Here is a 26962-nt window from a genome sequence, read left to right as displayed (position 1 = left end):
GTAGCTTCTCCAAAATAGCACAGCCCCGTTACTGATCCAAGTAGCGGGGCTGTGCTATTTTTAAGGTATACGAGTGCGCTTTTACCAGTTGCCAGGCTTACTTGCAGGCATCAGAAAGCCGATAGAAAGTTGCCAGACAAGGTTACGCTGGGTCAGGTCCTGTTTCGGAAATGGGCGGAGGCTGCCCGTGTGGCGCACATTCAGAAAGAAGCCGCTTTCGAGCATTAAGCCGCCACCCACAGCATAACCGGCATCAAAGCTGTTGAAATCATCCCGACTGAAATCTTGGCGGCCCAGAACGAGTGGAGGATCCAGGGTAGGATCAGTGCTCACCATATTAACCTTGTTGCCGACATTGATCAGATAACCCATGTAAGGACCGGCCTCTACGAACAGAGCGGCTTTCTGCAATTTGATCATAAGGGGGAGTTCGATGTAATCGAGGCGGAGGTCGCCGGTGAGGGCGGTTTCGGAAGGCGTGTTTAAGGTATAGTTGTCGTAGGTAAAGCCCTTGCGGCTGTAGTGGAGCTCGGGCTGCACCGACAGGCGGGAAGCAAACTCATAGTCGAAAACAAAAGCGCCATGTATACCTGCCAGGTGGTTGATCTGGTCGGAGGGGGCGTCGGAGCCGGCTGCTTTGGAAAAGCCACCCCCGGCTTTTACGCCGTAGCGGTAATACTGGGCTTCCGCTGCCAACGAGGTGATCAGCAGCAGTCCTGTCAGGAGTATGGTCTTTTTCATAGTTGCGTGTTTAGTAACGAGTTAGGGTCTTGCCTTGCTTCATTGTACTCCTGACGGCTGCATTTAGTTAAGCACAGGTATAGCAGGTATAGCCGGAAACAAAAAAGCCGCCGGATGCTGTGCACCCGACGGCTTTTCTATTTAAGAAATTAATTAGCGGCCTGTTGGCAGTGCCAAGCCTACCGTCACCATGAAGGTAGAATGGCGGGCGTTGGTCAGGTCTCCGTCGAAATTCAAGTCTTCTTTCACGAAGTCGCTGAAGGCACCATTGTAGCGCACTCCGAAACTGATGGCATTGTTAGCAGAAGTGAAACCGATCCCGGCTGCATAACCCACTTCAAATTCTTTCAGGCCATCCTTGCTGTTCTCATCGCGGGAGGTGTTCTGTAACTGGCCGTTCAGGTAAGACTTTGTCTCATTGTTTACACTCACGAGGTAAGACGCTTGCGGACCTGCTTCAAAATACAAAGGTCCTGCTTTGATTCTGGCAAGCACTGGCAGGTCGATGTAGTTGTAATTCACCTTACCCTCTCTTCTCCAGTTCTGGCCCAGTAGCGTAAACTCAGAATCCTCGTTCTTAAAACCCTTCACAGAGTAGAGCAACTCCGGCTGTATAGAGAAGAAATTGTCGACGATGCCAAAGTTAGCCATGACACCGGCATGGAATCCAACTTTGTTTTCGAAACGGTCTTCATCACGCAGGTCGCCGGACAGGTTAGAAATATTCGCACCGCCTCTTACACCGAAGCTTGCGTTTTGCGCCTGAGCACTAAATGCAGTAGCTACTGCAAACACGAACATAAATACTAGCTTTTTCATAATTGGGTATTGGTTGTTTTGGTATTACCTGTGCAATATACGTGCAGAACTATATTTTTATTGAGTATATAAGGCGGGTATATTTATCAACAAGGGGTCATCTGGTTGACTATCAAGTGAATAATTTTTATAGAATTGGATCATATTTGCGACCTTATTGTGCGCCAACTCATCCGGGCTCTCATTCAGTGAAGTTGCAGCATACGTAACTTTACTATACCTACTCAAAACTTAGTTACGGATACTTAGTGAGCGGTGCTGATACAGTAGTTGGGAAAAGGCACAACAGGTATAGCAGAGGGATCAAGAAAAAGCCCCGGCGTAAACCGGGGCTTCAGTATCATAGTTTTATTCTGTACTAATGGAGGCGCTTATCTGCTGCCGAACAAATAGCCCAGCGTCAGCATGAATACGTCATTACGATAGTTACCTATGTTTGTGTTGTCATAAAGCTTAGAAATGTCGCCGTTATAACGAACGCCAACGCTTAGCCCAAGCGGAGTAGCCTGCAGGCCAACACCAGCTGCGTATCCAAGGCTGGTACGCTTGTAGTCGTCCAAATCATCGGTGATGGTTGTATTATTCACATCCACTTCGCCGCCTATTCTAAACGACACCTGAGGTCCTGCTTCAAAGTACAGTGGTCCCGCATTTATGCGGCCCAATACAGGTACATCCAGGTAGTTGATTTTCCACTTCACATCATCGGCACTTGTCTCGGCACCCTTCATGGAGTAAAGCAATTCGGGTTGAACAGAGAAAAAGTTATCAGTTGATATTGGGAAGTTGGCCGTCAGACCAGCATGCCCGCCCCAGATACGATCGAGATTGTCGGCATCTGAGCCGCCAAAGCCAGCATAGTTCACACCAGCCCTGATACCCAATCGTGGTCCCTGTGCGTGTGCGGCAACCACTGTTGTCATGGCTAATACAAGCATTAAAATTCTCTTCTTCATAGTAGTAAATGGTTAATTGGATTAAGTGTGTAACCGTCAGGATAAGTCTTCTTCACTTCAGGCTCCTGACGCCCCATAATACGCAGTCCCCCAAGAAAAGTCTATAAAAGATTAATCTTTCGCTTGAAAGGTAGTGCAATCACAATGGCAGATTAAAACGGTATTAAAAAGAAAAGTTCAACACCATTTTATGGTATTGAACTTTATAATTACTTAATATATAAGTTTTTGTATCTTTTATGACTTAGCCAGCCCAGCCGTCCCGATCCAGGCTGCGGTACTGAATGGCTTCTGCTAAATGTTCAATTTTTATTTCGTCGCTATCGGCCAGGTCAGCGATGGTGCGGCTTACTTTCAGGATGCGATCATAGGCACGGGCCGAGAGTCCAAGGCGCTCCATAGCAGTCTTCAACAAAGTGCGGCCGGCATCTGAGATCTGACAGAGTTCCTTCACCATTTGCGAGGGCATCATGGCGTTGGAGTGGATGTCGTCGAATTCGTTGAAACGCTCCCGCTGTAACTCGCGCGCCCTCACCACACGTTCGCGTATGGTCTCACTGTCTTCTGACTTACGGGTGGCTGTCATTTCATCAAACGTAACAGGGGTTACTTCTACGTGCAGGTCGATGCGGTCGAGGAGGGGGCCGCTGACTTTGTTGAGGTAGCGCTGCACCAGGCCGGGTGCGCATACACACTCTTTATCAGGGTGGTTATAAAATCCGCACGGACACGGGTTCATGCTCGCTATAAGCATAAAGTTTGCCGGGAAATCCAGGGTGGTTTTTGCTCTCGAAATGGTAACACGACGTTCTTCAAGCGGCTGACGCATTACTTCCAGTGCAGTGCGCTTAAATTCCGGGAGTTCGTCCAAAAATAGCACGCCATTATGGGCCAATGAAATCTCACCGGGCTGTGGTATACCGCCACCACCCACCAATGCCACATCCGAGATGGTATGGTGCGGCGACCGGTATGGCCGCGTAGCAAGCAGCGACGAAACCTCGCCCAGTTTGCCAGCCACCGAATGTATTTTGGTCGTTTCCAGGGCTTCATGCATCGAAAGCGGAGGGAGGATAGACGGTAGTCGCTTGGCCAGCATGGTTTTACCCGCACCCGGAGGTCCGATCATGATCACATTATGGCCACCGGCTGCAGCAATCTCCAAGGCACGTTTGATGTTTTCCTGCCCCTGCACATCCGAGAAGTCGGCAGCATACTGATTGGCCGTATTCTGAAACACATCACGGGTATCTATTTTTACTGGTTGGATGTCAAGCTCATCGTTCAGAAAATCGATTGCTTCTTTGATATTCTCTACCCCGATCACATCCAGGTTATTCACGATAGCTGCTTCGCGGGCGTTGCTGGCTGGTAGTATAATGCCTTTGAAACCTTCCTTGCGGGCCTGAATGGCAATAGGAAGCACCCCTTTAATCGGACGAAGCGAGCCATCAAGCGAAAGCTCCCCCATGATCATGTATTGTGAAAGCTTATCAGCAGCCATTTGTCCGCCGGCAGCCAGCATACCCATCGCGATGGTGAGGTCGTAAGCAGCGCCTTCTTTCCGTATGTCGGCAGGGGCCATGTTAATGATGGTTTTCTGGCGCTTGAGTTTGTAGCCATACTGCGCCAGTGCCGATTCTATACGCTGCTCGCCTTCTTTAATGGCGTTGTCGGGCAGACCCACCAGGAAGTACTTCGCGCCGGCGCTCACACTCACTTCCACAGTCACGGTATAGGCGTTCACGCCCTGCACGGCGCTGCCAAACGTCTTGATAAGCATAGGGGTTAGATGTTGATCTGTAAATGCAATTTTTGATAAGTTAGATTCGCAACATAGCCTGCCGGTAATTGATTCCGGAGAGTGGTAGTAAATGTAGGAAAAAGAAATTTATTGAGGTTGTAAGGGGTAGTATTGCTATTGTAGGTATAGGATTGCCTGTGAGGCGGGTAGAGGGTGTAGCGCTAGTTTACAGTGTCAGCGTAACTTGTGGTAATGCATGATGGCTGGTTTGTGATTAGTGTAGCTGCGGTTGTAGGTATAGTAACCCGTATTGTTTTATAGCTTGCCCTGGCCGGCCTTACTTTTTTCCTTGATGAAAAAAGTAAGCAAAAAAATCAAGACTCCCCAAACTCGCTGACCGCTCAAACAGTGGAGCGCCGAAAAGTGCACCGGGCTAAGGCTGTTTGTTCCATCGCTTCCGGGGCAAGTTAGTCTTGCTATACCTGCCAGTGGTATGTGACAGGAACTACAGCGCTTATACTTACAAATTCGCCATAGTGGGAAACTCCCCCTTTGAAGGGGGCAGGGGGATGTTATTAGTGCACTCGAAACCAAAACTACTAAGCATACCTACAAACTGGCAGTAGCAGAAACTTACCCTCCTGTTTTGAAGGTAGGGCCCGCTACAAAAGGAGGGGCGAAGGGAGGTAATTCGCAGGCGCGTGATAAATCTGTGGGAGTATCTAAGTAAAGCTATACCTGCGTAGCAAACACTAAACGCTCACCAGCCTGAACGGCGCTGCGGGTTTTGGTGCCCCTCCGCGGCTGCCATTTCTCGCCAGCAAATTATACCTATACCTTAATCAGTCTTACCTTACCCACAAATCCACTTCTCGATCAGCAGAATCAGAATATGGATGACTTTGATGTGGATTTCCTGCACGCGGTCAGCGTAGCCGTGGTGTGGAACGCGCACTTCTATGTCGCAGAAGGCTGCCAGTTTGCCACCGTCTTTGCCGGTGAGGCCAACGACCGTCATACCTTTGGCTTTGGCGGCTGCGGCTGCCTTGAGCACGTTTGCGGAGTTACCGCTGGTGCTGATCGCCAACAACACATCGCCTTTATTACCCAGTGCTTCGATGTAGCGGGAAAATACATGATCGTAGCCGTAGTCGTTGCCCACGCAGCTCATGTGGCTCACGTCAGAGATAGAGATGGCAGGTATAGCTTGGCGGTTTTCGCGGTAACGACCTGTCAGTTCCTCGGCAAAGTGCATGGCATCGCACATGGAGCCACCGTTGCCGCACGACAGTATTTTGCCGCCAGCTGCTATGGCATCTGCCATGGCATTGGCTGCTTTTTCGATGGAAGCAATATTGTTAGGGTCGGCTATAAAATTGTTAAGCGTCTGTTGCGCTTCCTGCAGCTCCTTGATTACGGTTTGGGTCATGTATAATATTAGTTGCTCGCCACAGCCATCTCCATACGGAGAGATTCTTTGTAGCTGTTGCTTCTGTATTCCTGTTTGCGCTCATACAGATCGGCTTTCAGCTCGTTAATTTTTACCTGAGCCATGTGCCTGTCGTATTTGAGGGACGTAATGTAAAGTTTTCCGATCAGTAGTTTGATCAGCATCAGCCCGGCGCCTACTGCCCCGAGCGTTTTGTAGAGGGTGAGCGCCTGCTCTTCAGTCGCGATCTCGAAGATGGTTTTATGGTCCAGCAGGTTTGTTAGCAAAAGTGCTATAAACAGGGCGTAGCAAAAAACGACAACATCCGAGAGAGTCTTAAGTTCTTTCATGCTTTCAGGTTGGATTTTGGTGCAAAAATGTATCGGGCTAAAATATAAAAAAATGTGAATATACCGAAATGTTGAGTCCAAAATTTAATTTAAAGCAAGAGTAAGTAACACTTAAGCGCCAAATGCTATTATGACACCAGTTGCATTTGTGTAAGTTTCGCGTACAATCCACCGTGTTGAAGCAGTTCTTCGTGCGTGCCGCGCTCCACGATGCTGCCCTGTTGTAATACTACAATCTCGTCGGCATACTGTATTGTGCTCAGCCTGTGCGCAATCACAACAGACGTTCTGTTCTTCATCAAATTGGTCAACGCTTCCTGCACCAGTTTCTCCGATTCGGTATCCAGAGCCGAGGTCGCTTCGTCCAGAATCAGAATAGGCGGGTTTTGCAGAATGGCTCTGGCAATGCTCAGGCGCTGGCGCTGTCCACCCGACAAACGGCTGCCCCGGTCACCGATCAGGGTCTGGTAGCCTTCCGGCGCCTTCACGATAAACTCGTGGGCGTTGGCAATTTTGGCTGCTGCGATCACTTCTTCCTCGGTCGCGTCGGTTTTGTTGAAGGCGATGTTATTGAAGATCGTGTCATTGAAAAGGATGGACTCCTGCGTTACCACACCTATCTTGTCGCGCACCGACTCTGTGGTATAGTCCCGTATGTCGTGGCCATCGATGAGAATAGCACCAGCTGTCGGGTCGTAGAAGCGCGGAATCAGGTCGGCCAGCGTGGACTTGCCGCCTCCGGAGGGGCCAACTAAAGCTATGGTTTTTCCTTTCTGAATGTGCAGGTTGATGTCTTGAAGTACCGTGTGGTCACCGTAGCCAAAGCGCACATCCCGGAACTCAATTTCGTGGCGGAACTCCGGCAAAACCTTTGCATTCGGCTTGTCAGTTACCTGCGGCTTGGTGTCGATCACTTTCAGGATACGATCGCCGGATACCAGACCGCGCTGTATGTTACTAAATGCAGAGGACATGGCCTTGGCCGGCACGAGCACCTGCGAGAAGAGCACAATGTAGGTGATAAACTCTTCTGCTTTTAGTTCAGATTGCTGGTTCAACACCAGGTTGCCGCCAAACCAAAGCAGGCCAGCCACTACCGTCACACCCATGAACTCTGAAAAAGGAGAGGCCAGGTCACGCTTGTTGGCGATGGAGCGCTGCAGGTGGGCGTATCGGTCATTTTGGTGGTTGAACTTGTCCAGAATGTAGGGTTCGGCATTAAAGGCTTTGATCACACGTATCCCGCTCAACGTTTCGTCTATGATTGTCAGGATAAAACTCAGCGATTCCTGCCCTTGCTGCGCGGCCCGCTTCAGGCGCTTGGCTATACCTGCAATGAGTATACCTGAGAGCGGAAGCAGGATCAGGGTGAAAAGCGTCAGTTTGACCGACATGGTAAACAGCACGACAAAGAAGGCGATAATAGAAATAGGCTCCCTGATCACCACAGTCATCGTGTTGACCACAGAGTTTTCCACTTCCTGAATATCCACTGTCATGCGGGTCATCAGGTCGCCTTTGCGTTCGTTGCTGAAATAACCCAGGTGCAGCTGCGTCACGCGCTCATAAGTAGCATGGCGGATTTTTTTAACGACATGTGCCCTTAGCGCTCCTACTACTCTCAAAGCCAGGTATTTGAAGAGGTTCGAAAGGAAAACCGAGCATACAATGATGATACACACGAACAGCAAAGCGCCCTGCCTGCCTTTTTCCAGTATCACTTGTCCGAAATGGTAGTTGAAGAAATCCTTGAAATACTCAAGCGAGAGGCTGAATTCGGGCTTGGTGGTCACCATAGCGGCAGCATCGTCTGCGCCTACCGTGCCGAAAAGTACGCTGAGCAGCGGAATGAGGAGCGTAAAGTTGAGCAGGCCGAAAATAATGCCCAGCACGGTGTAAATAGTATAAAGCGGTACAAAGCGAGTGTATGGCTTTGCAAACTGTAGTATCCGGAGATAAGTCTTCATGTTGTGTAGGCCGTCCTGACCACTTGCAGGTATAGGCGGCGGTTCCGTTTGCTTCCCGTAACACACGAGCCGCTTACCGGAAGTTTTTAAGTATTAATGAATTATAATATTATAGGCCATGCTATACCTGTCGCACGCTTAGCCGCTGCAAAGATAACTAAAATGGAACAGGTATGTATAGCGGGCTTTTAAAACGAAAGTGGGAAGCCTTGTTATGAAAGGCTTCCCACTTTTTTCAGTGACAGACTAACTATTCTACTTCCATGGGTACAACTCGATTGCCGCCGGCTACTTCGTGCCTGTACTGCCTATACTCCGAGATCAGATAAAAAGAAAGTAGGTGAAGTGCCAAGCCACATAACACTCCCAACAATGGTAAAAAGCTTCGCTTATGCTTATACAGAATCATCCTCAGGAGTACCACAAACAAATGTATCAGGACGCAAACAGAAACGAAAAATATCGCCAGAATATCTCCGCCCGACACATTCCAGGACATTAGGATAATAACCCAGAAATAGAGCATACTAATACCTAGGTGGACAAGCGCGGTCCGTTTCATATAGATGATCTGTTAAAACTCATGCAGTCGCTGGGCGATGTTCCAGCGCAAGGCTACAGAGGTAAACACGGTGTTTTTGCTCAAAGAACTCACCTCAGCATCGGTGCGGCGGATGATGCCCTTCAGGTCTACGAACAGGTTGTGCTTGAACTGGTAAGTAGCCGTCAGGTCGAGGTGCAGTTGGTTGGTGCGTATACCTTGTGCAATTTCGTGACCATAGTTGAATGGTCTTGAGTTATAATCCAGGTTCACATTGTTGCCCCAGTTAATGGTGTCGCCCTCTGCTGTGATCTCGTCCTGGCCGAAGCGGGTGGCAATGGCTTTGCCTACCAAATGAAGACGTGGCAGCGGCTGGTAGCGGGCTATACCTATAAACTCGTATAGGTTGGCACCCATCGGGTGGGCCAACGGCTGGCGGTTGTGTTGGTAGTTGGAGCTGCCGTCGCGGTGCTGGTAGGTATAGGGGCGGATGATGTTTACCTCGCCCTGCAGGTCTAAGTTAGAAAGGCCAAAGGCATCGATATACTTGGCACCAATTTGACCGGCCTGCTTGTTCGCCCACCAGCCTTCGCCCGATTTTACCTCGTTCAGCACAAACTCGTCGAGCACCAGCTGACCGTAAAGCTGTGCGGTGTTAAAGAGATTCCAGCGGAAGTCGAGGCCCAGCATGGCGTTGTCCTGGCTACCCAGATTGTGCTCCACGCTGCGGTAGAAGATGATCGGGTTGAGGTACTGCAGCTCGAACTTTCCTTTCTCGCGCCCGAAAATCACCTGCTCAAACAAACCCACATTCAGGTTGTCGGTGATGTTGACACCCAGGCGGTGCAGGGCCATGTACTTTTTAGGCAGAATTCTGTCGCCGCCGCTACGCCGGCGGTAGTCAGCCGTCAGCTCCTGGAACAGGTTCATGTAGTGCAGTTTCCAGACGCGGGTGTTTAGCTTAAGAAAGAAAGCCGGCGGAGCATAGTCGGAGTAAACGAGTGAGCGGTAGCCGTCGCCGATAAAGTGGCGGTCGTGGCCCAGCTGTATCTCCACGTGCTTCGAGAGCGAGTAGTTCATGTAGCCGCGTGCCGTCAGAAAATCATAGCCATCGCCTTTAAAATCTTTCCAAAGCCCTTCGTGCGGCACCACGCCATCGCGCTCGATGCGGTCCACCACATAATCGGCAAACTTCGCCTGGTTCTCCCCGATGAAGGTATAGAAGCCGAATCGATCGTCGATGCTGCCTTCTAGCTGTATACCTCGTGTATTGACGTAGCGCATGCCGTCGCTTTGGTCATCGTGGCCTAGCTCCAGGTGCAGCACCGGGTTCACACGCAGAGTAAAATCTTCGGACTCATAATGATACAAGTCGGTCTTGTTGCGGTAAAAGGTGTTGAAGATCGGGCGCTCGCTGCTATTGTCGTTGGCCTGCGTAGTGTAGTTCCAGTTATCGTTGAGCAGGTACTGGATGTTGAACATGTCGGCGTTGGAGCGTGGCTCGCCTGTGGCAGCTTCGGCCAAAGCAGCTACGTCGCGGCGACCGATCGGGCGCACATTAGTATGCATCTCCGGCACTTTTGTTCCCAGTTTAATCTGGTAGCGGTCTATCAGGTGGTAGGTGTCGCGGTCGTAAGGCACGTACACGTCCTGCGCCTGCACGGCAGGTATAGCCAGCAGACCAAATGCCATAGCGGCAAGTATATTTCTCATAGGAAGAAAGTTCTAATCAGGGGAAAGCGATTTGTAAGGTACTTATTTAGAAGTTACAATATTAACAAAAACACATGAAATTGCATGATGCCGACCGACGAAAGCAGGTATAGCTCAGCCTTATACAGGTATAGCACTTGACCGGTTTAACGTTTTTGATCCTCAGAGATTGCCACACGACCGAAAGACTGTATCTTTAGCCTATCAAATCAGCCATAGCCATGCAAAACGATAACCTGCATATCCTCACCGCAACCCCATCGCTTGCCAACCATTTTGTAGCCGAACTGCGCGACGTGTCGGTGCAGCATGACAGCCTGCGTTTCCGCCGCAACCTGGAGCGACTGGGCGAGCTGCTGGCCTACGAAATTTCCAAAACGCTACCTTACGAAACCCGCAATATCGTGACGCCACTGTCGACTACCAAAACGCAATTGCTCACGGCACAACCAGTGCTGGCTACTATCTTAAGGGCCGGATTGCCGCTCTACAACGGTATGCTCAACTATTTTGACAAAGCCTACAGCACGTTTGTGGGCGCTTACCGGGTGGAGGAGCAAAACACGGAGCTGCAGATCAACATGGAATATCTGGCCTCGACCGACCTGCACGACAAAATTCTGATTCTGGCGGACCCGATGCTGGCTACTGGTCGATCGCTTGTGAAGTCTTATAAAGGAATGCTGCGCCATGGCAAACCGGTGCAGGTACATTTTGCAGCTGCCATTGCCTCGCCGGAAGGTATAGCGTATGTGCAGCAGGAAGTGCCGGAAGCACACATCTGGCTTGGGGCCATGGACGAAAGCCTGAATGAGAATTTCTACATCGTGCCCGGTCTGGGCGATGCCGGCGACCTGGCTTTCGGTCCAAAGGTATAGCCATACCTGCCAATTATGATCAGGCTTTATACCCCGGCTGACCAGGATGCGCTGCTGCAGATTTTGCGGCTCAACACGCCAACTTACTTTGCACCTGAGGAGGAGGCTGATTTTTTGCTATACCTGCAGGAGCGCCGCGAAGATTACTTTGTGGTAGAGCAGGAGGGCCAGGTAGTCGGTGCGGGCGGTATCAATTATTTCGATGGCTATACTTGGGCCAGGCTGTCATGGGATCTGGTTCATCCTGCGTTTCAGGGCAAAGGTATAGGCCGGGAGCTGACCTTGTTTCGTATTTCTAAGCTGAAGGAAAAGCCCGGTATGCAGTGGCTGCAGGTACGCACAAGTCAGTTTGTATATCCGTTCTACCAGAAGCTGGGATTTGAGCTGGAGAAAGTAGAAAAGGATTTCTGGGCGCAAGGCATCGACCTGTATCAGATGAAGATGAAATTAAACGCTTAGAACCATCGTTCATAACATGCTGGATACGCATCAGTCAGGTAAAAACAACCAGATCACATCCCTTTTAAAGCAGTAGAGTGGTAGCGGAACTTCTCAAATACGCGTCAGTGTACCTGGTCAGCATGGTGAAATTCATAGGCGGGCCCCTAACGGGTATGTCGCTGGGGCTATCCTATTTAGAAACGGTGTCTCTGACGATCGCCGGTATGATGACGAGCGTATTTGTGTTTTCCGTTATAGGGCGCGCTGCCTCCCGGTGGTACTCAGCATACCGGCGCAAGGCCAAAAAGCCCGTATTTGGTACCAAGACGCGCTTCATTATCCGGATTTGGCATAATTTCGGGATACTGGGCGTTGCCTTCTTCACACCGCTTTTTCTGACACCGATAGCTGGTACCATGATAGCCGCTGTGTTTGGCGTGCCCCGCCGTCAAATCCTGATATACATGCTCTGCAGTGGCATCGTGTGGGGTTTCATCCTGACCTTCCTCGTTTACCGCTTCCGGGAAGTAGCGCTGCTATACCTGTAAACAAAAACACCCCGTCCTACCGGACAGGGTGCTCTCACTTATTTTTTCTTCTTTTTTGTCTTTTGCCAGAATGAGGCTCTCGGGTCACGTTTGCTCTCCGGACGCTTCTTAGGTATAGCTTTCTTTTCGTGGAAGGCGCCTTTAAAGTCCGGGTTCTCGCTGCGCTTCTGGTGGTCGATGTCACGGGCAATGGCCTGCTGCTCCTCAAATGTGATGTCGTGAATCTTCACTTCCGCCGGCATCGGCTCCTCCGGTATCTGCATCCGGATCAGCTTCTCGATCTTGCGGATGTGGTACATTTCGGCCGGGTTCGCAAAAGTAATGGCTGCGCCCACATTCTCGGCACGACCCGTACGACCAATGCGGTGCACATAATCCTCGTACACAAACGGCACATCGAAATTGATCACATGGCTCACCATGGTCACATCTATACCTCTGGAGGCGACGTCCGTGGCAACCAGAAAGCGGACTTCACCACCTTTAAAGGCTTCCATGGAGTTGATGCGGGTGTTCTGGCCTTTGTTACCGTGAATGGCACGTACTTCGCCGTACTCGCGACGCTCCAGAAACTTGGCCACGTTCTCAGCGTTTTTCTTGCTTCGGGTAAAGATGATCACGCGGTTGAATGTTTCCTTGTCGCGAATAATATGCTCGAGCATCGCGATTTTGGTGCGCAGGTTCGGCACCTGGTACAGCACCTGACTCACCGTCTCAACCGGCGTAGCCTGCGGTGTTACCTCAATGCGGGTCGGGAATTCCAGAAACTCCTCAGATAATTCTACCACCTTGGGGTGCATAGTGGCCGAGAAAAGCAGGTTCTGGCGCTTGCGTGGCAACACTTCCAGCAACTGACGGATCTGCGGCATAAAGCCCATGTCCATCATCTTGTCGGCCTCGTCGAGCACCAGCGTCTTCACCTCTTTTAATATAAGGTCGCCTTTCAGGTATAGCTCCATCAGGCGTTTGGGTGTGGCTACCAGTATGTCGATGCCTTTGCTTAGGATCTCGATCTGTGTTTTAGGTCCCAGTCCGCCATAGATAACAGTATGACGTAGGTCGGTATATTTGGCCAGTAAAGTGATGTGTTCCTCAATCTGCATAGCCAGTTCGCGGGTGGGGGCCAGGATGATGGCGCGCGGGTTGGTGCCCTGGGCATACTTCACTTTCATGAGGATTGGCAGCAGGAAGGCCGCTGTTTTGCCCGTGCCGGTCTGGGCAATGCCCATTACATCGTGCCCGCCCATGATCACAGGTATAGCTTTGAGCTGGATAGGCGTTGGCTTTTCGTAGCCAGCCTCTTCAATGGCGTTGAGCAGCTGTCGGTTCAGCTTAAAATCCTCGAACGTGCTTATTTCTTTCTCCGCTTCTTCAGCCATGTTTGTGGTACTTGTGTTTGGTGTTAATATGCAAAGGTACGGGAAATTTGCGGGAGCGGGATAAAGAGAGAGGAGTTGTTGATGAATAGTAGTACCTTGATTTTTGATACCAATGGTGCTTGTCAGATCAAAGTATGTTCAAAAAGATACTCAAGTGGGTGTTTATTATCGCAGGTATAGGCTTCCTTTCTTTTGTTGGTTACATCATAGCAGTTTTGTATGCCTTCGGAGTTTTTGATAGGGATTACACTAAGCAAGACCTGATCGAGCATTACGAATCCAGGACTGCCGAAATACAAAACCTTAAAGCTTACTATGAATCTATAGTTCCTGCCAATAAAACTGTAAAGATTGAGTTTGATGGAAACAGGGAGTTGGGGATTTTTCACATCCTGACTAAAGATTCACGGACAGGCAAATCAATACAGAATAGTAATTGGGATCTGATGATCAAGTCTCCAAAAGTTGACTCTATGATTGCATCACTAGGTTGGTCGCAGGAGACGCTGAAAACTTTAAAACTAAAGTTAGATGAGGCCGACTGCATTTCTGTAACCAACAGTTCTCCTTTTAACATTGGTTTTCAACGAAGCGGTATGGGCATGTATTTTTACAACTTGTTCGATCAACCTATACCTGACAGCTTAGTTGCTACTTATATTGATGGCTGTACTTATGTGCTCTATACTGATAGGGTCGTGCTGGAGTACGGTGGCGGGGCTGTGGGGCCGCAATGTTTTCCTGGGTTGAAGCACCAGAATTAACCCCATGCAACCATCCCGGTACAATCCGGGTCTTTCAGGTATAGAACTTTATTTTACCCCAATGTTTCTCATGAGCAAAAGTATATTTCTCTCAGGTATAGCCCTTGTGGCGGTGAGTTTATTTTCTGGTTGTAAAAAAGAGCTGGCAGATAACTCGCCCAACACCCGTCCGCTAACGGCACAGGAAGAAAAGACAGTGGCGAGCTCCAACGATTTTGCTTTCCGGGCATTTGCGCAACTGAGTGAGGCAGAAGGGCCGGAGAACGTTTTCATCTCTCCATTGAGCATCAGCATGTCGTTGGGAATGGCCTACAACGGGGCCGATGGCGAAACCAAAGAAGCCATGCGCAAAGCACTCGGCTTTACACTGCCAACCAACGAAGAAATCAACAAGTCTTTCAGGGACCTCGACGCGTTGCTGAAAGGTATAGACAAGCAGGTGGTATTCACTTCTGCCAACTCCATGTGGCACAGCAATGAGTACAAATTGCAGACGCCTTTCATCAAAACAAATCAAACCTACTACGACGCGACGGTACAGGGGCTCGATTTTTCCTCTCCGACCGCCAAAGACCAGATGAACAACTGGGTGAAGAGCAAAACCAACGGCAAAATTGAGACGATCGTAGACGATGTGCGGCGCGAGCATGTCCTGTTCCTGATCAACGCCATTTACTTTAAAGGCACCTGGACCTTTCCTTTCGACAAAAAGCTGACCCAACCGGGCCCTTTCCAACTGGAGAATGGCAGCACCGTAACGCATGACTTCATGGCGATGAGAGATGGCAAATACCTGCACTACCAGGATGACCGCCTACAACTAATCGACCTGCCCTACGGCAACCGGCAATACAGCATGACGATTTTGTTGCCCGGCCGTGACCGCACGGTGCAGGATGTGGTGCAGGAACTCGATGCGGCCCGACTGGCAACTTTGCTGGCAGATGCGAAAGAAACGACTTACGAACTCTACATGCCCAAGTTCAAACTCGAGTACAGCAAAGAGCTGAATGACATGCTGAGCCAGTTAGGTATGAGCGTTGCTTTTAATGGTGGAGCCAACTTTAGCAGGATGGTAGAAGGCGGTGCTAACCTGGCGATCTCCGAAGTAAAGCACAAGACATTTGTAGAAGTGAACGAAGAAGGTACGGAAGCAGCAGCGGCCACCTCCACCGGTATAATGCTCACCTCATTGCCGCCCTCTGTGCGCATCGACCGGCCTTTTGTTTTCATGATCCGCGAGAAATCCTCGGGTGCCATTCTCTTCATCGGCAAACTGATGCAGCCCGAATAGCGGCGGGTATAGCTTTTCATTTAAGGTATAGCAATCAGGGGCTTTTTGTGCAGGAATCTACGCTAATGTGTGTTAACTTTGTTGAGCACATACCTTAGTAGCATGAAATCTATCCTGATAAAGAACGCACAGCTTGTAAACGAAGGAAGCACTACCACCGCCGATGTGCTGGTAAAAGAAGGACGTATCGCCCAGATCGGGCAAGGTATAGCCGCCGAAGCCGACCAGACCATCGACGCTACCGGCCTGTACCTGTTGCCCGGTGCTATCGACGACCAGGTACACTTCCGCGAGCCGGGACTTACACGCAAAGCCAGCATCGAGACTGAAGCAAGAGCAGCTGTGGCAGGCGGCACGACTTCGTTTATGGAGATGCCCAACACGGTCCCCAACACCGTGACGCAGGAGCTGCTGGAGGATAAGTATAAGATCGCGGCCGAGACCTCGCTGGCAAACTACTCCTTCTACATGGGCGCCACCAACGACAACCTCGCCGAGGTGCTGCTCACCAACCCTAACACCGTTTGCGGCATCAAGATCTTCATGGGTTCTTCCACGGGGAACATGCTCGTGGATAACGAAGAAACGCTGGAGCAGATTTTTGCTAAGGCCAGGCTGCCGATTGCCGTGCACTGCGAGGATGAGCAAACCATCCGCGACAACATGGCAATCTATGAAGAGAAGTACGGAGAAGATATACCTATCAAGTGCCACCCGGAGATCCGCAACGAGACGGCCTGTTTCAAGTCTTCCTTTCTGGCGGTGAAGCTGGCCGAGAAGCACAACACCCGCCTGCACATTCTGCATATTTCCACGGAAGAAGAACTGAAGCTTTTCCGCAATGATATTCCGCTGGAGCAGAAGCGTATCACTGCCGAGGTTTGCGTGCACCACCTTTGGTTCGACAAAGAAGACTACGATACATACGGCACCCTGATCAAGTGCAACCCGGCCGTAAAAGAGCATCGTCACAAAGAAGGTCTGCTGCAAGGTTTGCTTGAAGATAAACTCGACGTAATTGCCACCGACCACGCCCCGCATACTTGGGAAGAGAAGCAGGGTAAGTACAAGCAGGCGCCAAGCGGTGTGCCGCTGGTACAGCATTCGGTGCAGATGATGCTCGAGTTTGTGAAGCAGGGCAAGCTCACGATTGAGAAAGTGGTGGAGAAAATGGCGCATGCGCCGGCTATCCTCTTCAACGTACGCGAGCGCGGCTATATCCGCGAAGGTTACTGGGCTGACCTCGTGCTGGTGGATCTGGACAAGCCTTATACCGTGACCAAAGAGAACACCTACTACAAGTGCAACTGGTCGCCTTTCGAGGGCCATACCTTCAATAGCACCATCACCCATACCTTGGTTTCCGGCCACCTCGCTTTTGCCAACGGCGCCTTCGACGAAAGCAAAAAAGGCGAGCGACTGTTGTTTGACCGCTAAGGTATAGCCATGGAATTAGAGCGATTCAAAGAACTGCATACCCGCTTTTTCGGAAAAGACCTGCCTGAGGAAGTGCTGCAATCGGAGGAGTATGAGGCTTACGAAGCGGCTATTCATGAAAATGAGGCTTGTTACAACTGGGCCATTACCGATAAGCTGAAAAGCAAGGGATTTGACTACCAGCACTACTGCTGCCTGATGATGGCCGACAAGGTATACGAAAGCCTGGATTCGGAAGGGGATATCAGGTATGATGATCCGGAGGTAATCATCAACAAATGGGATGAAGGCTTTTATGGTATACCTGTCCACAACGGTAGCGCCACGATGGTGGTGATCAATTACTGCCCCTGGTGCGGTACAAAATTGAGTAGATAAGGACCTGAAACTTTAAACTGTCATCTCGACGATAGGAGAGATCTGAATCTATACCTGTTAAGTTATCAGATTTCTCCCTGGGGGTCGAAATGACAGGAATTGTTACTGTCGCTAATTAATGCCTTTATAGCGAGTTGATTACCTTTTAGGGTTATGGAGGATTACAAAGTTTTTAGAAAAAATGCCTCTCACGTATTGTAAATAAGAAAACGAGACGTATATTTGCATTCTCAAACGAGACACGGTGGTTGTAGCTCAGTTGGTTAGAGCACCAGATTGTGATTCTGGGGGTCGTGGGTTCGAGACCCATCTTCCACCCCAAGCCCTTGAAGCAAACCTTCAGGGGCTTTTTTTATTTATTTTAATGATTAAATTGCTGTATGGTTAGCTTGATGGTGTCAATTATCAACTGAAACCATTCACTCATTCAAAAATCACTCATTCAAAAATCAGTAATATGAGCTTAGTAGTAGTAGGTTCGATGGCGTTTGACGCGCTGGAAACTCCTTTCGGAAAAACAGACAAGATCGTGGGCGGTGCTGCCACTTATATTTCACTGTCGGCTTCTTATTTTGTGAAGCCCGTGAATGTGGTATCGGTAGTAGGGGGCGATTTTGATCAGGACCACATCAGCCTGATGCACCAGCGTAACATCAGCACCGAAGGTGTGCAGGTAAAGGAGAACGAGAAGTCTTTCTTCTGGTCTGGCCGCTACTTCAACGACATGAACAGCCGCGAAACGCTCGTAACTGAACTAAACGTGCTGGGTGATTTCGATCCGATTATACCTGAGAGCTACCAGAACTGCGAATACCTGATGCTGGGTAACCTGGCGCCACAGGTGCAGCGCACGGTGCTGGAGCGCCTCACCAACCGTCCGAAGCTGATCGTGATGGACACCATGAACTTCTGGATGGACATTGCCATGGAAGAGCTTCAGAAAACGATTGGTATGGTAGACGTGCTGTCGATCAACGACGAAGAAGCACGCCAGCTGAGCGGCGAGTATTCTTTGGTAAAAGCTGCCCGCAAAATCATGGCGATGGGACCGAAATTCCTGATCATCAAAAAAGGAGAGCACGGCGCCCTGTTGTTCCACGAAGAAAAAGTATTCTTTGCACCAGCCCTGCCGCTCGAGGAAGTATTTGACCCAACCGGCGCAGGCGATACGTTTGCGGGTGGTTTCATCGGCTATATTGCCGCTACAGGCGACATCAGTTTCGAGAATATGAAGCGTGCGATCATCCACGGTTCAGCTATGGCATCTTTCTGCGTAGAAAAATTTGGCACTGAAAGATTGAAGAAATTAGACCAGCAGGAAATCGACAGCCGCGTGCAGCAGTTTGTGAACCTGGTGGCTTTTGACACAGTATTGTCTTAAGTATAAGGATTTTATATATTCCGGAAAAGGGAGGCGAAAGCTTCCCTTTTTTGTTTTCTGGAAGGTATAGCCAGTGGCCTGATTTGCACTAAATTGTAACAAAGTACAGGTATAACAGGTAAGACTTAAGTATAGATTACCTTAAAACTGACGAAAATGAGCTTGAAAAACGAAAATAAAAAAACACTGGACGAGTTGAAGAAGAATAACCCAGAAGGTAAAGATCCGAACAAGCCAATGGGTAATATTGATTCTCAGCCGAACCAGAATGCGTTGAACGCTGACGATACCAAAGTGCAAAACCCAAACCGAAACCTGGCAAAAGGCGGTAACAACACGCCTTACGACAAGAAATAGCCATACGGTAATTCAATCTAACCTGGCGAAAGGTAGCGAAAGCACCCCTTACTGTTGGTAAGCGCGTCAGGAATGCAAAATAAGACTATGAAATAATGAGAGGAAGGCCCAAGGGCTTTCCTTTTTTTATGTCCTTTTGCGGCAGGTATAGCAACAGACTCGTTTTTGCTGTTTATTTTTAGCTTCTTCCACCAGAAGGACCTTATGCAGCAACACGACATTTATATACTGGGCGCCGGACCGGGTGGTGCCTCGGCAGCTTTGCACCTGGCCAACAAAGGCATCTCTTGTGTGCTGCTTGATAAAGCCATTTTTCCCAGAGACAAGGTATGCGGCGATGCCCTGAGCGGTAAAGTAGTCAACGAACTGAAACGCATTTCTCCGGATTTGCCCGCCCTCTTAAGTCAGCAGGAAGAGCAGTTGCCATCCTGGGGAATTCATTTCATCTCGCCGGCCGGTCACAAACTCAGCGTCCCTTTCAAGCCTGATTACAAAGCTGCGCAAGACATTCCTTCCGGCTACATCTCCAAACGGATTGACTTCGACAACTTCCTGATCGAGCAGGTGAAGAAGCGGCCCGAGATCACTTTACTCGAAGGTATAGACATTTCGAAAGTGGAGAGGAACGAGCAGGGGTTCTCACTGACCGACAAAAGCGGCGAACACCAGTTCAGCACCCGCCTGCTGATTGCTGCCAATGGGGCGCATTCTGCCTTTGCGCGGCACGAGGCAGGTATAAAGCAGGAACCCGAGCACTATTGCGCCGGCCTCCGGGCTTACTACAAAAATGTGGCGGGCCTCGACAAGGATAATTTTATTGAACTGCACTTTCTCAAAGATTTTCTGCCGGGCTATTTCTGGATATTCCCGCTGCCGGACGGTTATGCCAACGTGGGTGTAGGGATGCTGAGCGAAACGGTGAGCCAAAGAAAGATCAACCTGAAGAAGGAAATGCTCCGCATCATCGAGACGCACCCAGAATTCAAACAGCGCTTTGCAGCAGCAGAACTGATGGGTGATATTAAAGGGTATGGCCTGCCGCTGGGCTCCAAAAAACGCGTGATCTCCGGCGACAACTACATGCTGGTCGGCGACGCAGCTTCGCTTATCGACCCTTTTACAGGAGAAGGTATAAGCAATGCCATGATCAGTGGTCGCTGGGCCGCTACGCAGGCCGAACTTTGCCTACAGCAGCGAAATTTCTCCGCCGGCTTCATGCAGGGCTATGACAAAGCTGTGTATAACCGGCTCTGGAAAGAACTCAAGCTGAGCAGGCGCATGCAGCAACTACTGGACTACCCATGGCTATTTGACCAAGTGGCAAGCAAAGCATCAAAAAATCAGGCCCTCGCCGAAACGATCTCCTGTATGTTCACCGACCTGGACCTGCGCGAGCGACTCAAGCAGCCATCATTCTACCTCAAACTACTATTCAACTAAAACTCCTGCTTCAGCCACAGCTTGAAGTTTTGCTTCTCGGCGTCTGTCGCTTCCATTTTTTTGGCGATGCTATACCTGGTGTAGTAGGTATGTTGGTTTGGCTCCAGCCTGACCTGATGCAGTTGCTTGTTTCTGAATAACGTCAGTTCTATACCTTGTATGAGATCTGTGTCCGCTAATAAAGCTTGCAGGTTCTGCTCGATCTTTCTCCTATTCACTGCTATCAACTCGTCGTCTATGCTTAACACAGCACTGGCAGGAGAGTCAGGAGCGATAGCGGTTACTTTGGTTATTTGCGCATCAGCGACTACCTTAAATCCGAAGATTCTCTCATAAAGCAGAGCATTTTCTTCTGCGCGCAGGGTACAGCCCACATAAGCAAGCGCCTCATCCAAAGCCTTTTCGATCGGAGCAGTGCCGTTGATATACTGTTCAAAATAACCCTTAAACTCCTCACGGCCAACACGGAGCACCAATTGCTTGTAATCATCTTCGGTATACCCAATGCCGCGTTTCCCAAAGTCTTCCCAAAGGTGTCGCATCACAGTATCCAGGCTTTCCTGATTGCCGGTAACACGACGCAGCTGCAGGTCGAGTAGCAAGGCAGTCAGAGCACCTTTGATGTAGATAGACACTTTGCGATCAGGTATACCGGGTTTGTAGCCATCGAGCCAGAGGTCAAACGACGAGTCGGCGACAGACATGTGGTAGCGGCTGTGGTCTGCAAAGTAGCGTTGCAGTGTCGTATTGAGCTCATCAAAATACTGTGCTGCCGTGAATACCCCCGAGCGGGCCAACATGTAGTCGCCGTAGTAAGTCGTTATACCTTCCGCCACATAGCCTGTCCGGAAATAATTCTCCCCGGTAAAGTCGTATGGCAACATTTCTTTGGGCCGAATCTGCTTGACGTTCCACGTGTGAAAAAGCTCATGCGAACTCACACCCAGAAACTCCTTGTATAAAGCTGGTGTCATCAGCAATTCGCCCGGACCAAGTGTGATGACAGTGGAGTTGACGTGCTCTACCCCGTGATAAAAGCGATAGGGTAGGATCTCGTTCAGGTAATGGTAATCCTGCACCGGAAAATCACCAAACACCTCCAGCTGCTCCTTTGTGAAAGCCTCAAAATCCTTTTTGATCCGCTCCCAGTCTGGCCGGCAATCGCCCTGCAGCCAGATATGGAAAGGTATACCAGCCACGGTATAAGTCTCCTTTTTGAGTGAGGCGCTGGCAATTAAAGGGGAGTCCACCAACTGATCATAGTTATCGGCCAGCAAAGTATGGTGTTTAGTTTCAGGCAATCCGCAGGCAATCTGCCAGTTGTCAGGTATAGCGAGTTGCAGTTGCTGTGGTTCATGCAAGCGATCCTCCACCGCCATCAGGCAGTTGATGCCGTTTAGATATAGCTGCTCTTCATCGAGCCAGGAGCCGCCACCATCCATCTGCCGGGCATAAAAGCTGTAACAGATCTCGATCTGCTCTGCGCCACCAGTCTCTACGATCCAGCGGTCTTTGGTTACCTTGCGCACAGGTTTAGCCACGCCATTGGCACTGGCCGTAACACCGCGTAGCTTCTGGGCAAAATGCTGCAATTCGTAGCGGCCCGGTCGCCAGGCAGGCAGTTGCAGGTATAGCTCCTGTTGGCTGTTGTCAGGTATAGTGATGGTGATATCCAGGAAGTGCGTCAGCGGATTGGTGTAGGAGAGGTGGTGTCGGATCATAGTTGCGGGAAGGTATAGCGTTCGGTGTAAAATTAAGATAATCTGCGTTTAACCCAGGTATAGAGCCCTCAGATAAGGCTCAGCTCAAGGTATAGCTACGCGTTAAAAGTAATATAAAAGGGTGTGCAGCCGATTTTTTCTGTATTTTTTGAAATAATATGAGAAGTGGGATTGCTATTTTAGAAAAGCTTCCCTAATTTTGCAGGCCATAATAAAACCATTGGCATCCGATGAAAAGAACATTCCAGCCTTCGCAGAGAAAAAGAAGAAATAAGCACGGTTTCAGATCAAGAATGGAAACCGCTAACGGAAGAAGAGTATTAGCTAGCAGAAGAGCTAAAGGCAGAAAGAGACTTTCTGTTTCTGACGAAAGAAGACACAAAGCTTAGTAATCTGGTTGTGCTTTGCTCAGCCCGGAGCCGTCACGCGTATGGATCCAGCTAACAACAAGCCAGCAGAGCAACCGATTTCTTATACATATTCGAAAGAAGAACGCTTGTGCAGTAAGCGACTCATCTCGCTGCTGTTTAGCAAGGGTTCTTCTTTTAATTTGTATCCGCTCAGGTTTGTATACCACACACCTGAAACACCTCTTTCCGAAGGAACGCAGCTGGTTATTTCCGTTTCGAAGCGCAACTTTAAGCGTGCCGTCGACCGGAACCGCCTGAAGCGCCAGATACGTGAGGCTTACCGCCTTAACAAGCACTTTCTTACCCAACATCAGGGGCAGGCTCCCAGCCTCCTTGCCATTATTTACATCGGCAAGGAAAAAAAATCCTTTGATACAATCCAAAAAAAACTAATTTCCGGTTTGGAACGTTGTTTGACTAGATAGTCTTACCCCGCCCCTAAACCTGGAATTCTATGTACAAGAAGTTACTAGCTGGCCTCCTCGCCGGCAGCTTAGCGCTGACCCTCTTCTCTTTTAAGTCAGAGTCGGAGCGCTATTTCGAAATAGCTAAAAACCTCGACGTTTTTGCCACGCTTTTCAAAGAAGTAAACACCTATTATGTAGACGAAGTGCCGCCCTCCAAACTGGTGCGCACAGGTATAGACGCGATGCTCAAGTCGCTCGACCCGTATACCAACTACATTCCCGAAGACGATATTGAAGATTTCCGTACCATGACCACCGGTCAGTATGGCGGTATAGGCGCACTCATTGGCAGCCGCGATAATAAGATTGTGGTACAAATGCCTTATGAAAACTCCCCGGCCCACAAGGCAGGTTTGGTAATCGGCGACGAGATCGTGAAAATAGATGGCGTGAACGTTTCCAGTAAGACTACTTCTGAAGTGAGCAAACTGCTTAAAGGGCAGGCCAACTCTATTGTTAAACTTGAAGTGCGCAGCTACGGGCAGAACAAATCCCGAACAGTAGAACTCACCCGCGCCAATATTATGGTCGACAATGTGCCTTACTATGGCATGATCGATAACGAAATTGGTTACTTCCAGCTGTCAGGCTTCACAGTGGACGCTTCTAAAGAAGTGAGAACTGCCGTTCAGAAGCTGAAAGAGCAGGGGGCTAAGAAGATTATTTTCGATTTGCGCGACAATCCGGGTGGTTTGCTGCACGAAGCTGTGAACATCTCTAACCTGTTTGTTGACAAGGGCAGTGACATTGTAAGTACCAAGGGCAAGGTAAAGGAGTGGAACAAAACCTACAAAGCGCTGGATGAACCACTGGACAAGGAGGTTCCGATGGTGATCTTGACTAGTTCGCGAAGTGCCTCGGCCTCTGAAATTGTGGCCGGTGTGATGCAGGACTATGACAGAGCGGTGCTGGTAGGGGAGCGCACTTTCGGCAAAGGCCTGGTACAGGCAACACGTCCGCTTTCCTATAACTCACAACTGAAAGTAACAACTGCTAAATATTATATCCCGAGCGGCCGTAGTATACAGGCAATCGACTACCAGCATCGCAACGAAGACGGCAGCGCCGGTAAAATTCCGGATTCACTTAAGGTGGCCCATAAAACAGCCGGAGGACGCATCGTTTATGATGGCGGTGGCGTTAGCCCGGATGTGGAAGTTACCCGAAAGGATTATTCTGAAATTGCCAGGACAATCGCAGTTAAAGGATACTTCTTTGAGTACGCCAATAAGTACAGAGCAGAGAACCCGACTATACCTTCAGCCAAGCAGTTTAAGTTGACTGATGCCGACTACCAGAAGTTCATCGCCTTCCTGGACAACAAAGATGTGAACTACACCACGAAAGTAGAGCGCGAACTGGAACAACTGACCGAGCAGGCAAAGGATGGAAAGCACCTGGATGATATTAAACTGGAGCTGGATGCTATTAAGAAAAAGGTATCGCATAACAAGTCTAATGACCTGACGCGCTTCCGTGCCGAGATACAGGAAATGCTGGAGGCGGAAATCGCTTCTCGCTACTATTTGCAGAAAGGCTATATCGAGTCTTCGTTCGATGACGATCCGGATATTCTGATGGCCAAGCGTGTGTTAAGCAATCAGCAGGAATATGCATCATACCTGAAAGTGAAGTAAGCAAGCAAGGTATAAGTAGAAAGGGTGATGCCGGTCCGGTGTCACCTTTTTTGTTTCTTGGTCTTTCGGCCGTACTTTTGTCATATCATTTATTATAAGTATAAAGTATGCCACTACTGCTAGCGCTCGAAACCTCGTCTAACGTATGCTCTGTTGCCTTATATAAAGGAGCGGACTTATTGGGCGCATCCGAGCTGCAGATCGAAAAGTCTCATTCTTCCCACATCACGGTCATGATCTCGCAGCTGGTTGAGAACTGTGGCTATACCTTACATGACCTGAGTGCTGTGGCTGTTTCGGGAGGACCCGGTTCATATACCGGTTTGCGTATCGGGAGCTCTACTGCCAAAGGCCTTTGCTACTCACTCGATATTCCGCTGCTGGAGGTGTCTACTTTATATGGATTAGCGAAGCAAGCAATAGACGGTGTGCCCAATGCGCAGAACTACTTGTTCTGCCCCATGATGGATGCCCGCCGTATGGAAGTCTATACCTGTCTGCTCAACTCCAGGTTGGAAGAACAAATGCCTGTCACGCCAATGGTGTTAGATGAGCAAAGCTTTCAGGAACAATTAGCCAGTCAGTCAATTGTTTTCTTCGGCAATGGCGCTGCTAAATTCAAAAAGCTACAGGAAGCAAATTCGAATGCGCTATTTATAGATAGTATACAACCATCCGCCAAACCGATTGGGCAGCTGGCGATGGTGAAGTACGAACAGCAGACATTTGAAGATGTGGCCTATTATGAACCCTTCTACCTGAAGGATGTTTATATAACAAGTCCGAGTAAGAACACGATTAAATAAGCTATAACAATGTCAGATATAATAAACAAAGTAGCGCAAAGCGCACTCGTGACGCTAAACCTGGAAGAGCTGCTTCATCCGGGAGAGCGCGTAGTATATGATATAAAAGATAATCTGTTCCAGGGCCTGATTCTGCGCGAGAAGGATTTCAGAGCTTTTGTGAAAGAACACGACTGGTCGGCTTATGCCGGGAAGAATGTCGCCATAATCTGTTCTGTTGATGCCATCGTGCCGACCTGGGCTTATATGCTACTGGCTACAAAGCTTCAGGCGCACGCTAACTATTACGTGTTCGGCGATCTGGAAGCATTGGAACAAGCGCTGATGCAGGAAGCGATTGCCAAAATAGATCCGGAAGAATACCGGGATGGTAAAGTTGTGATCAAAGGATGCGGCAGTATACCTGTGCCTACTTATGCTTATGTAGAGATTATGCGAAAACTATCACCAGTAGTGAGTAGTCTGATGTATGGCGAACCATGCAGTACAGTACCTTTATATAAGAGACCAAAGACAGCATAATTCAATCCAGGAATTCATTATAGTTGAAAAGCCCTTTCCGAAACGAGAGGTCTTTTGCTTTGAAAGGGGGTGGGAGACTAGATGTTCAGTTGTCTTTTAGGCAGCCGTGAGGAGAAAAGTGAAACTCTTTGAAAAAATATGAGGGAAGGGAACTTCCGGAGGAGATATTACTGTTACACTCTAGCGCAGCAAGTACTGAGGCGCCAGGCATAGGGAATTCCCACAGAAAGCGAAAGCAATCTCCTTATGCTATTACAGAACACACAATCTTAATAGAGAGTTTTTAAAGCTCTGAAAACAAACTTAACTTTTAGCAATGCGGGTTAATTGACCTGCTTTACTAAAAGTCGGTGGAGTGCCTGACGAAACTTTTAAACTAATTTAAAGATTTTGATGGTGCCACACAGACAGTTAGGGGGAACTGCTCCGGGACACGGGCCGAATTTAACACCGGGTGCTTGCGGATTCGGAAATTTTATAGACCTTTGCACTCCCAACCCGGTTAAACGGGGCGGGTGAAAGATAGTAAAGCGGCAGCCGGCAGGGCGGCCACGGGTGCGGAAAGCTGAGAGGCCAGGCACTCCGAAACGAGACTGAAAAAAAACTTTGGCCGGGGCCTTGCAACTTAAAAAAAGCTGCTTACCTTTGCCACCCGCTTCAGCAGGGAGCGTTCCTGGAAAGGCTGCTAACACAGCCCGCAGGAAAAAGAAAAAAAGTTTTTGCAGAGTGCTTGAAGATGTAAAAGTTCTTCTTACCTTTGCAACCCGCTCCGAGACACAGGGTCTTGAAAGCGAAAACAGTGCGAGTACTTGAAGGTTAAGCGAACCGGAGAGAGAAAAAAA

General features: G+C 49.3%; 26 protein-coding genes and 1 tRNA gene. 16 read left to right on the top strand and 11 right to left on the bottom strand.

The window, feature by feature from the left end; all coding sequences use genetic code 11:
- Positions 1–81: 81 nt before the first annotated feature.
- The 8 genes from AC4QZR_RS18110 to AC4QZR_RS18075 form a co-directional block, all read right to left on the bottom strand.
- Positions 82–741, bottom strand: a complete 660-nt coding sequence (locus AC4QZR_RS18110) for a porin family protein (RefSeq protein WP_494482186.1) — start codon at positions 739–741, stop codon at positions 82–84.
- 153 nt (positions 742–894) lie between these two features.
- Positions 895–1560: a porin family protein gene (locus tag AC4QZR_RS18105; RefSeq protein ID WP_494482185.1), complete on the bottom strand. Its 666-nt coding sequence runs from the start codon at positions 1558–1560 to the stop codon at positions 895–897.
- A 371-nt stretch (positions 1561–1931) separates the two neighbouring features.
- Positions 1932–2516, bottom strand: a complete 585-nt coding sequence (locus tag AC4QZR_RS18100) for a porin family protein (RefSeq protein ID WP_494482184.1) — start codon at positions 2514–2516, stop codon at positions 1932–1934.
- A 244-nt stretch (positions 2517–2760) separates the two neighbouring features.
- The gene (locus AC4QZR_RS18095) at positions 2761–4299 is read right to left on the bottom strand and encodes a YifB family Mg chelatase-like AAA ATPase (protein WP_494482183.1); all 1539 of its coding nucleotides are present in this window, start codon (positions 4297–4299) and stop codon (positions 2761–2763) included.
- An 814-nt stretch (positions 4300–5113) separates the two neighbouring features.
- Entirely contained in the window at positions 5114–5689 is a 576-nt protein-coding gene (lpcA, locus tag AC4QZR_RS18090; protein WP_494482182.1) for a D-sedoheptulose 7-phosphate isomerase, read from the bottom strand.
- A gap of 8 nt (positions 5690–5697) precedes the next feature.
- Entirely contained in the window at positions 5698–6039 is a 342-nt protein-coding gene (locus AC4QZR_RS18085) for a hypothetical protein (RefSeq protein ID WP_494482181.1), read from the bottom strand.
- A 128-nt stretch (positions 6040–6167) separates the two neighbouring features.
- Positions 6168–8006 (bottom strand): ABC transporter ATP-binding protein, encoded by a 1839-nt coding sequence (locus tag AC4QZR_RS18080; RefSeq protein ID WP_494482180.1) that lies wholly within the window; start codon positions 8004–8006, stop codon positions 6168–6170.
- Positions 8007–8580: 574 nt separating this feature from the next.
- Positions 8581–10260, bottom strand: coding sequence for a hypothetical protein (locus tag AC4QZR_RS18075; protein WP_494482179.1), 1680 nt, complete (start codon positions 10258–10260; stop codon positions 8581–8583).
- Between the two features lie 221 nt (positions 10261–10481).
- Between AC4QZR_RS18075 and upp the strand changes: the two genes are divergently transcribed.
- The 3 genes from upp (at position 10482) to AC4QZR_RS18060 (ending at position 12127) form a co-directional block, all read left to right on the top strand.
- Positions 10482–11138 (top strand): uracil phosphoribosyltransferase, encoded by a 657-nt coding sequence (gene upp, locus AC4QZR_RS18070; RefSeq protein WP_494482178.1) that lies wholly within the window; start codon positions 10482–10484, stop codon positions 11136–11138.
- A gap of 15 nt (positions 11139–11153) precedes the next feature.
- Positions 11154–11597: a GNAT family N-acetyltransferase gene (locus tag AC4QZR_RS18065; RefSeq protein WP_494482177.1), complete on the top strand. Its 444-nt coding sequence runs from the start codon at positions 11154–11156 to the stop codon at positions 11595–11597.
- 122 nt (positions 11598–11719) lie between these two features.
- On the top strand, positions 11720–12127 hold the full coding sequence (locus AC4QZR_RS18060; RefSeq protein WP_253406377.1) for a hypothetical protein: 408 nt from the start codon (positions 11720–11722) through the stop codon (positions 12125–12127).
- A gap of 38 nt (positions 12128–12165) precedes the next feature.
- Here AC4QZR_RS18060 and AC4QZR_RS18055 read toward each other — a convergent pair whose 3' ends face one another.
- Complete coding sequence (locus AC4QZR_RS18055) at positions 12166–13506, bottom strand: DEAD/DEAH box helicase (RefSeq protein ID WP_253406376.1); 1341 nt, start codon at positions 13504–13506, stop codon at positions 12166–12168.
- A gap of 134 nt (positions 13507–13640) precedes the next feature.
- Here AC4QZR_RS18055 and AC4QZR_RS18050 point away from each other — a divergent pair, with 134 nt between their 5' ends.
- From AC4QZR_RS18050 to AC4QZR_RS18015, 8 genes are all read left to right on the top strand, one after another.
- Entirely contained in the window at positions 13641–14270 is a 630-nt protein-coding gene (locus AC4QZR_RS18050) for a hypothetical protein (protein WP_494482176.1), read from the top strand.
- Positions 14271–14274: 4 nt separating this feature from the next.
- The gene (locus tag AC4QZR_RS18045; RefSeq protein ID WP_494482175.1) at positions 14275–15564 is read left to right on the top strand and encodes a serpin family protein; all 1290 of its coding nucleotides are present in this window, start codon (positions 14275–14277) and stop codon (positions 15562–15564) included.
- Positions 15565–15666: 102 nt separating this feature from the next.
- Entirely contained in the window at positions 15667–17001 is a 1335-nt protein-coding gene (locus tag AC4QZR_RS18040; protein ID WP_494482174.1) for a dihydroorotase, read from the top strand.
- Positions 17002–17010: 9 nt separating this feature from the next.
- A complete protein-coding gene (locus AC4QZR_RS18035) occupies positions 17011–17379 on the top strand; it encodes a DUF6980 family protein (protein WP_494482173.1) in 369 nt (122 codons plus the stop codon).
- Positions 17380–17623: 244 nt separating this feature from the next.
- Positions 17624–17700, top strand: a tRNA-His gene (locus AC4QZR_RS18030).
- A gap of 136 nt (positions 17701–17836) precedes the next feature.
- Positions 17837–18760: a PfkB family carbohydrate kinase gene (locus AC4QZR_RS18025; protein WP_494482172.1), complete on the top strand. Its 924-nt coding sequence runs from the start codon at positions 17837–17839 to the stop codon at positions 18758–18760.
- 156 nt (positions 18761–18916) lie between these two features.
- A complete protein-coding gene (locus tag AC4QZR_RS18020) occupies positions 18917–19117 on the top strand; it encodes a hypothetical protein (protein WP_494482171.1) in 201 nt (66 codons plus the stop codon).
- Between the two features lie 204 nt (positions 19118–19321).
- Positions 19322–20557, top strand: coding sequence for an NAD(P)/FAD-dependent oxidoreductase (locus AC4QZR_RS18015; RefSeq protein ID WP_494482170.1), 1236 nt, complete (start codon positions 19322–19324; stop codon positions 20555–20557).
- Here the strand turns inward: AC4QZR_RS18015 and AC4QZR_RS18010 are convergent.
- Positions 20554–22278 carry a M61 family metallopeptidase gene (locus AC4QZR_RS18010; protein ID WP_494482169.1) on the bottom strand — a complete coding sequence of 575 codons (1725 nt, stop codon included), beginning with the start codon at positions 22276–22278 and terminating at the stop codon, positions 20554–20556. The genes AC4QZR_RS18015 and AC4QZR_RS18010 overlap by 4 nt on opposite strands.
- A 230-nt stretch (positions 22279–22508) precedes the next feature.
- Between AC4QZR_RS18010 and rpmH the strand changes: the two genes are divergently transcribed.
- The 5 genes from rpmH to AC4QZR_RS17985 all read left to right on the top strand — a co-directional run bounded on the left by rpmH (position 22509) and on the right by AC4QZR_RS17985 (position 26120).
- Positions 22509–22667 carry a 50S ribosomal protein L34 gene (rpmH, locus tag AC4QZR_RS18005; protein ID WP_220627940.1) on the top strand — a complete coding sequence of 53 codons (159 nt, stop codon included), beginning with the start codon at positions 22509–22511 and terminating at the stop codon, positions 22665–22667.
- Positions 22668–22708: 41 nt separating this feature from the next.
- The gene (gene rnpA / locus AC4QZR_RS18000; RefSeq protein ID WP_494482168.1) at positions 22709–23113 is read left to right on the top strand and encodes a ribonuclease P protein component; all 405 of its coding nucleotides are present in this window, start codon (positions 22709–22711) and stop codon (positions 23111–23113) included.
- A gap of 29 nt (positions 23114–23142) precedes the next feature.
- Positions 23143–24792 carry a S41 family peptidase gene (locus tag AC4QZR_RS17995; RefSeq protein WP_494482167.1) on the top strand — a complete coding sequence of 550 codons (1650 nt, stop codon included), beginning with the start codon at positions 23143–23145 and terminating at the stop codon, positions 24790–24792.
- 107 nt (positions 24793–24899) lie between these two features.
- Positions 24900–25598, top strand: coding sequence for a tRNA (adenosine(37)-N6)-threonylcarbamoyltransferase complex dimerization subunit type 1 TsaB (gene tsaB, locus AC4QZR_RS17990; RefSeq protein WP_494482166.1), 699 nt, complete (start codon positions 24900–24902; stop codon positions 25596–25598).
- A gap of 9 nt (positions 25599–25607) precedes the next feature.
- Complete coding sequence (locus AC4QZR_RS17985) at positions 25608–26120, top strand: DUF2480 family protein (protein WP_494482165.1); 513 nt, start codon at positions 25608–25610, stop codon at positions 26118–26120.
- Between the two features lie 371 nt (positions 26121–26491).
- On the opposite strand, the gene AC4QZR_RS17980 is transcribed toward AC4QZR_RS17985, so the two are convergent.
- Positions 26492–26962 (bottom strand): hypothetical protein (locus AC4QZR_RS17980; RefSeq protein ID WP_494482164.1); only part of this gene is annotated, 471 nt, incomplete at its 5' end.

Source organism: Pontibacter sp. YIM B11418 (genome assembly GCF_059278805.1).
This window is presented reverse-complemented; position numbering and strand designations above follow the sequence as displayed.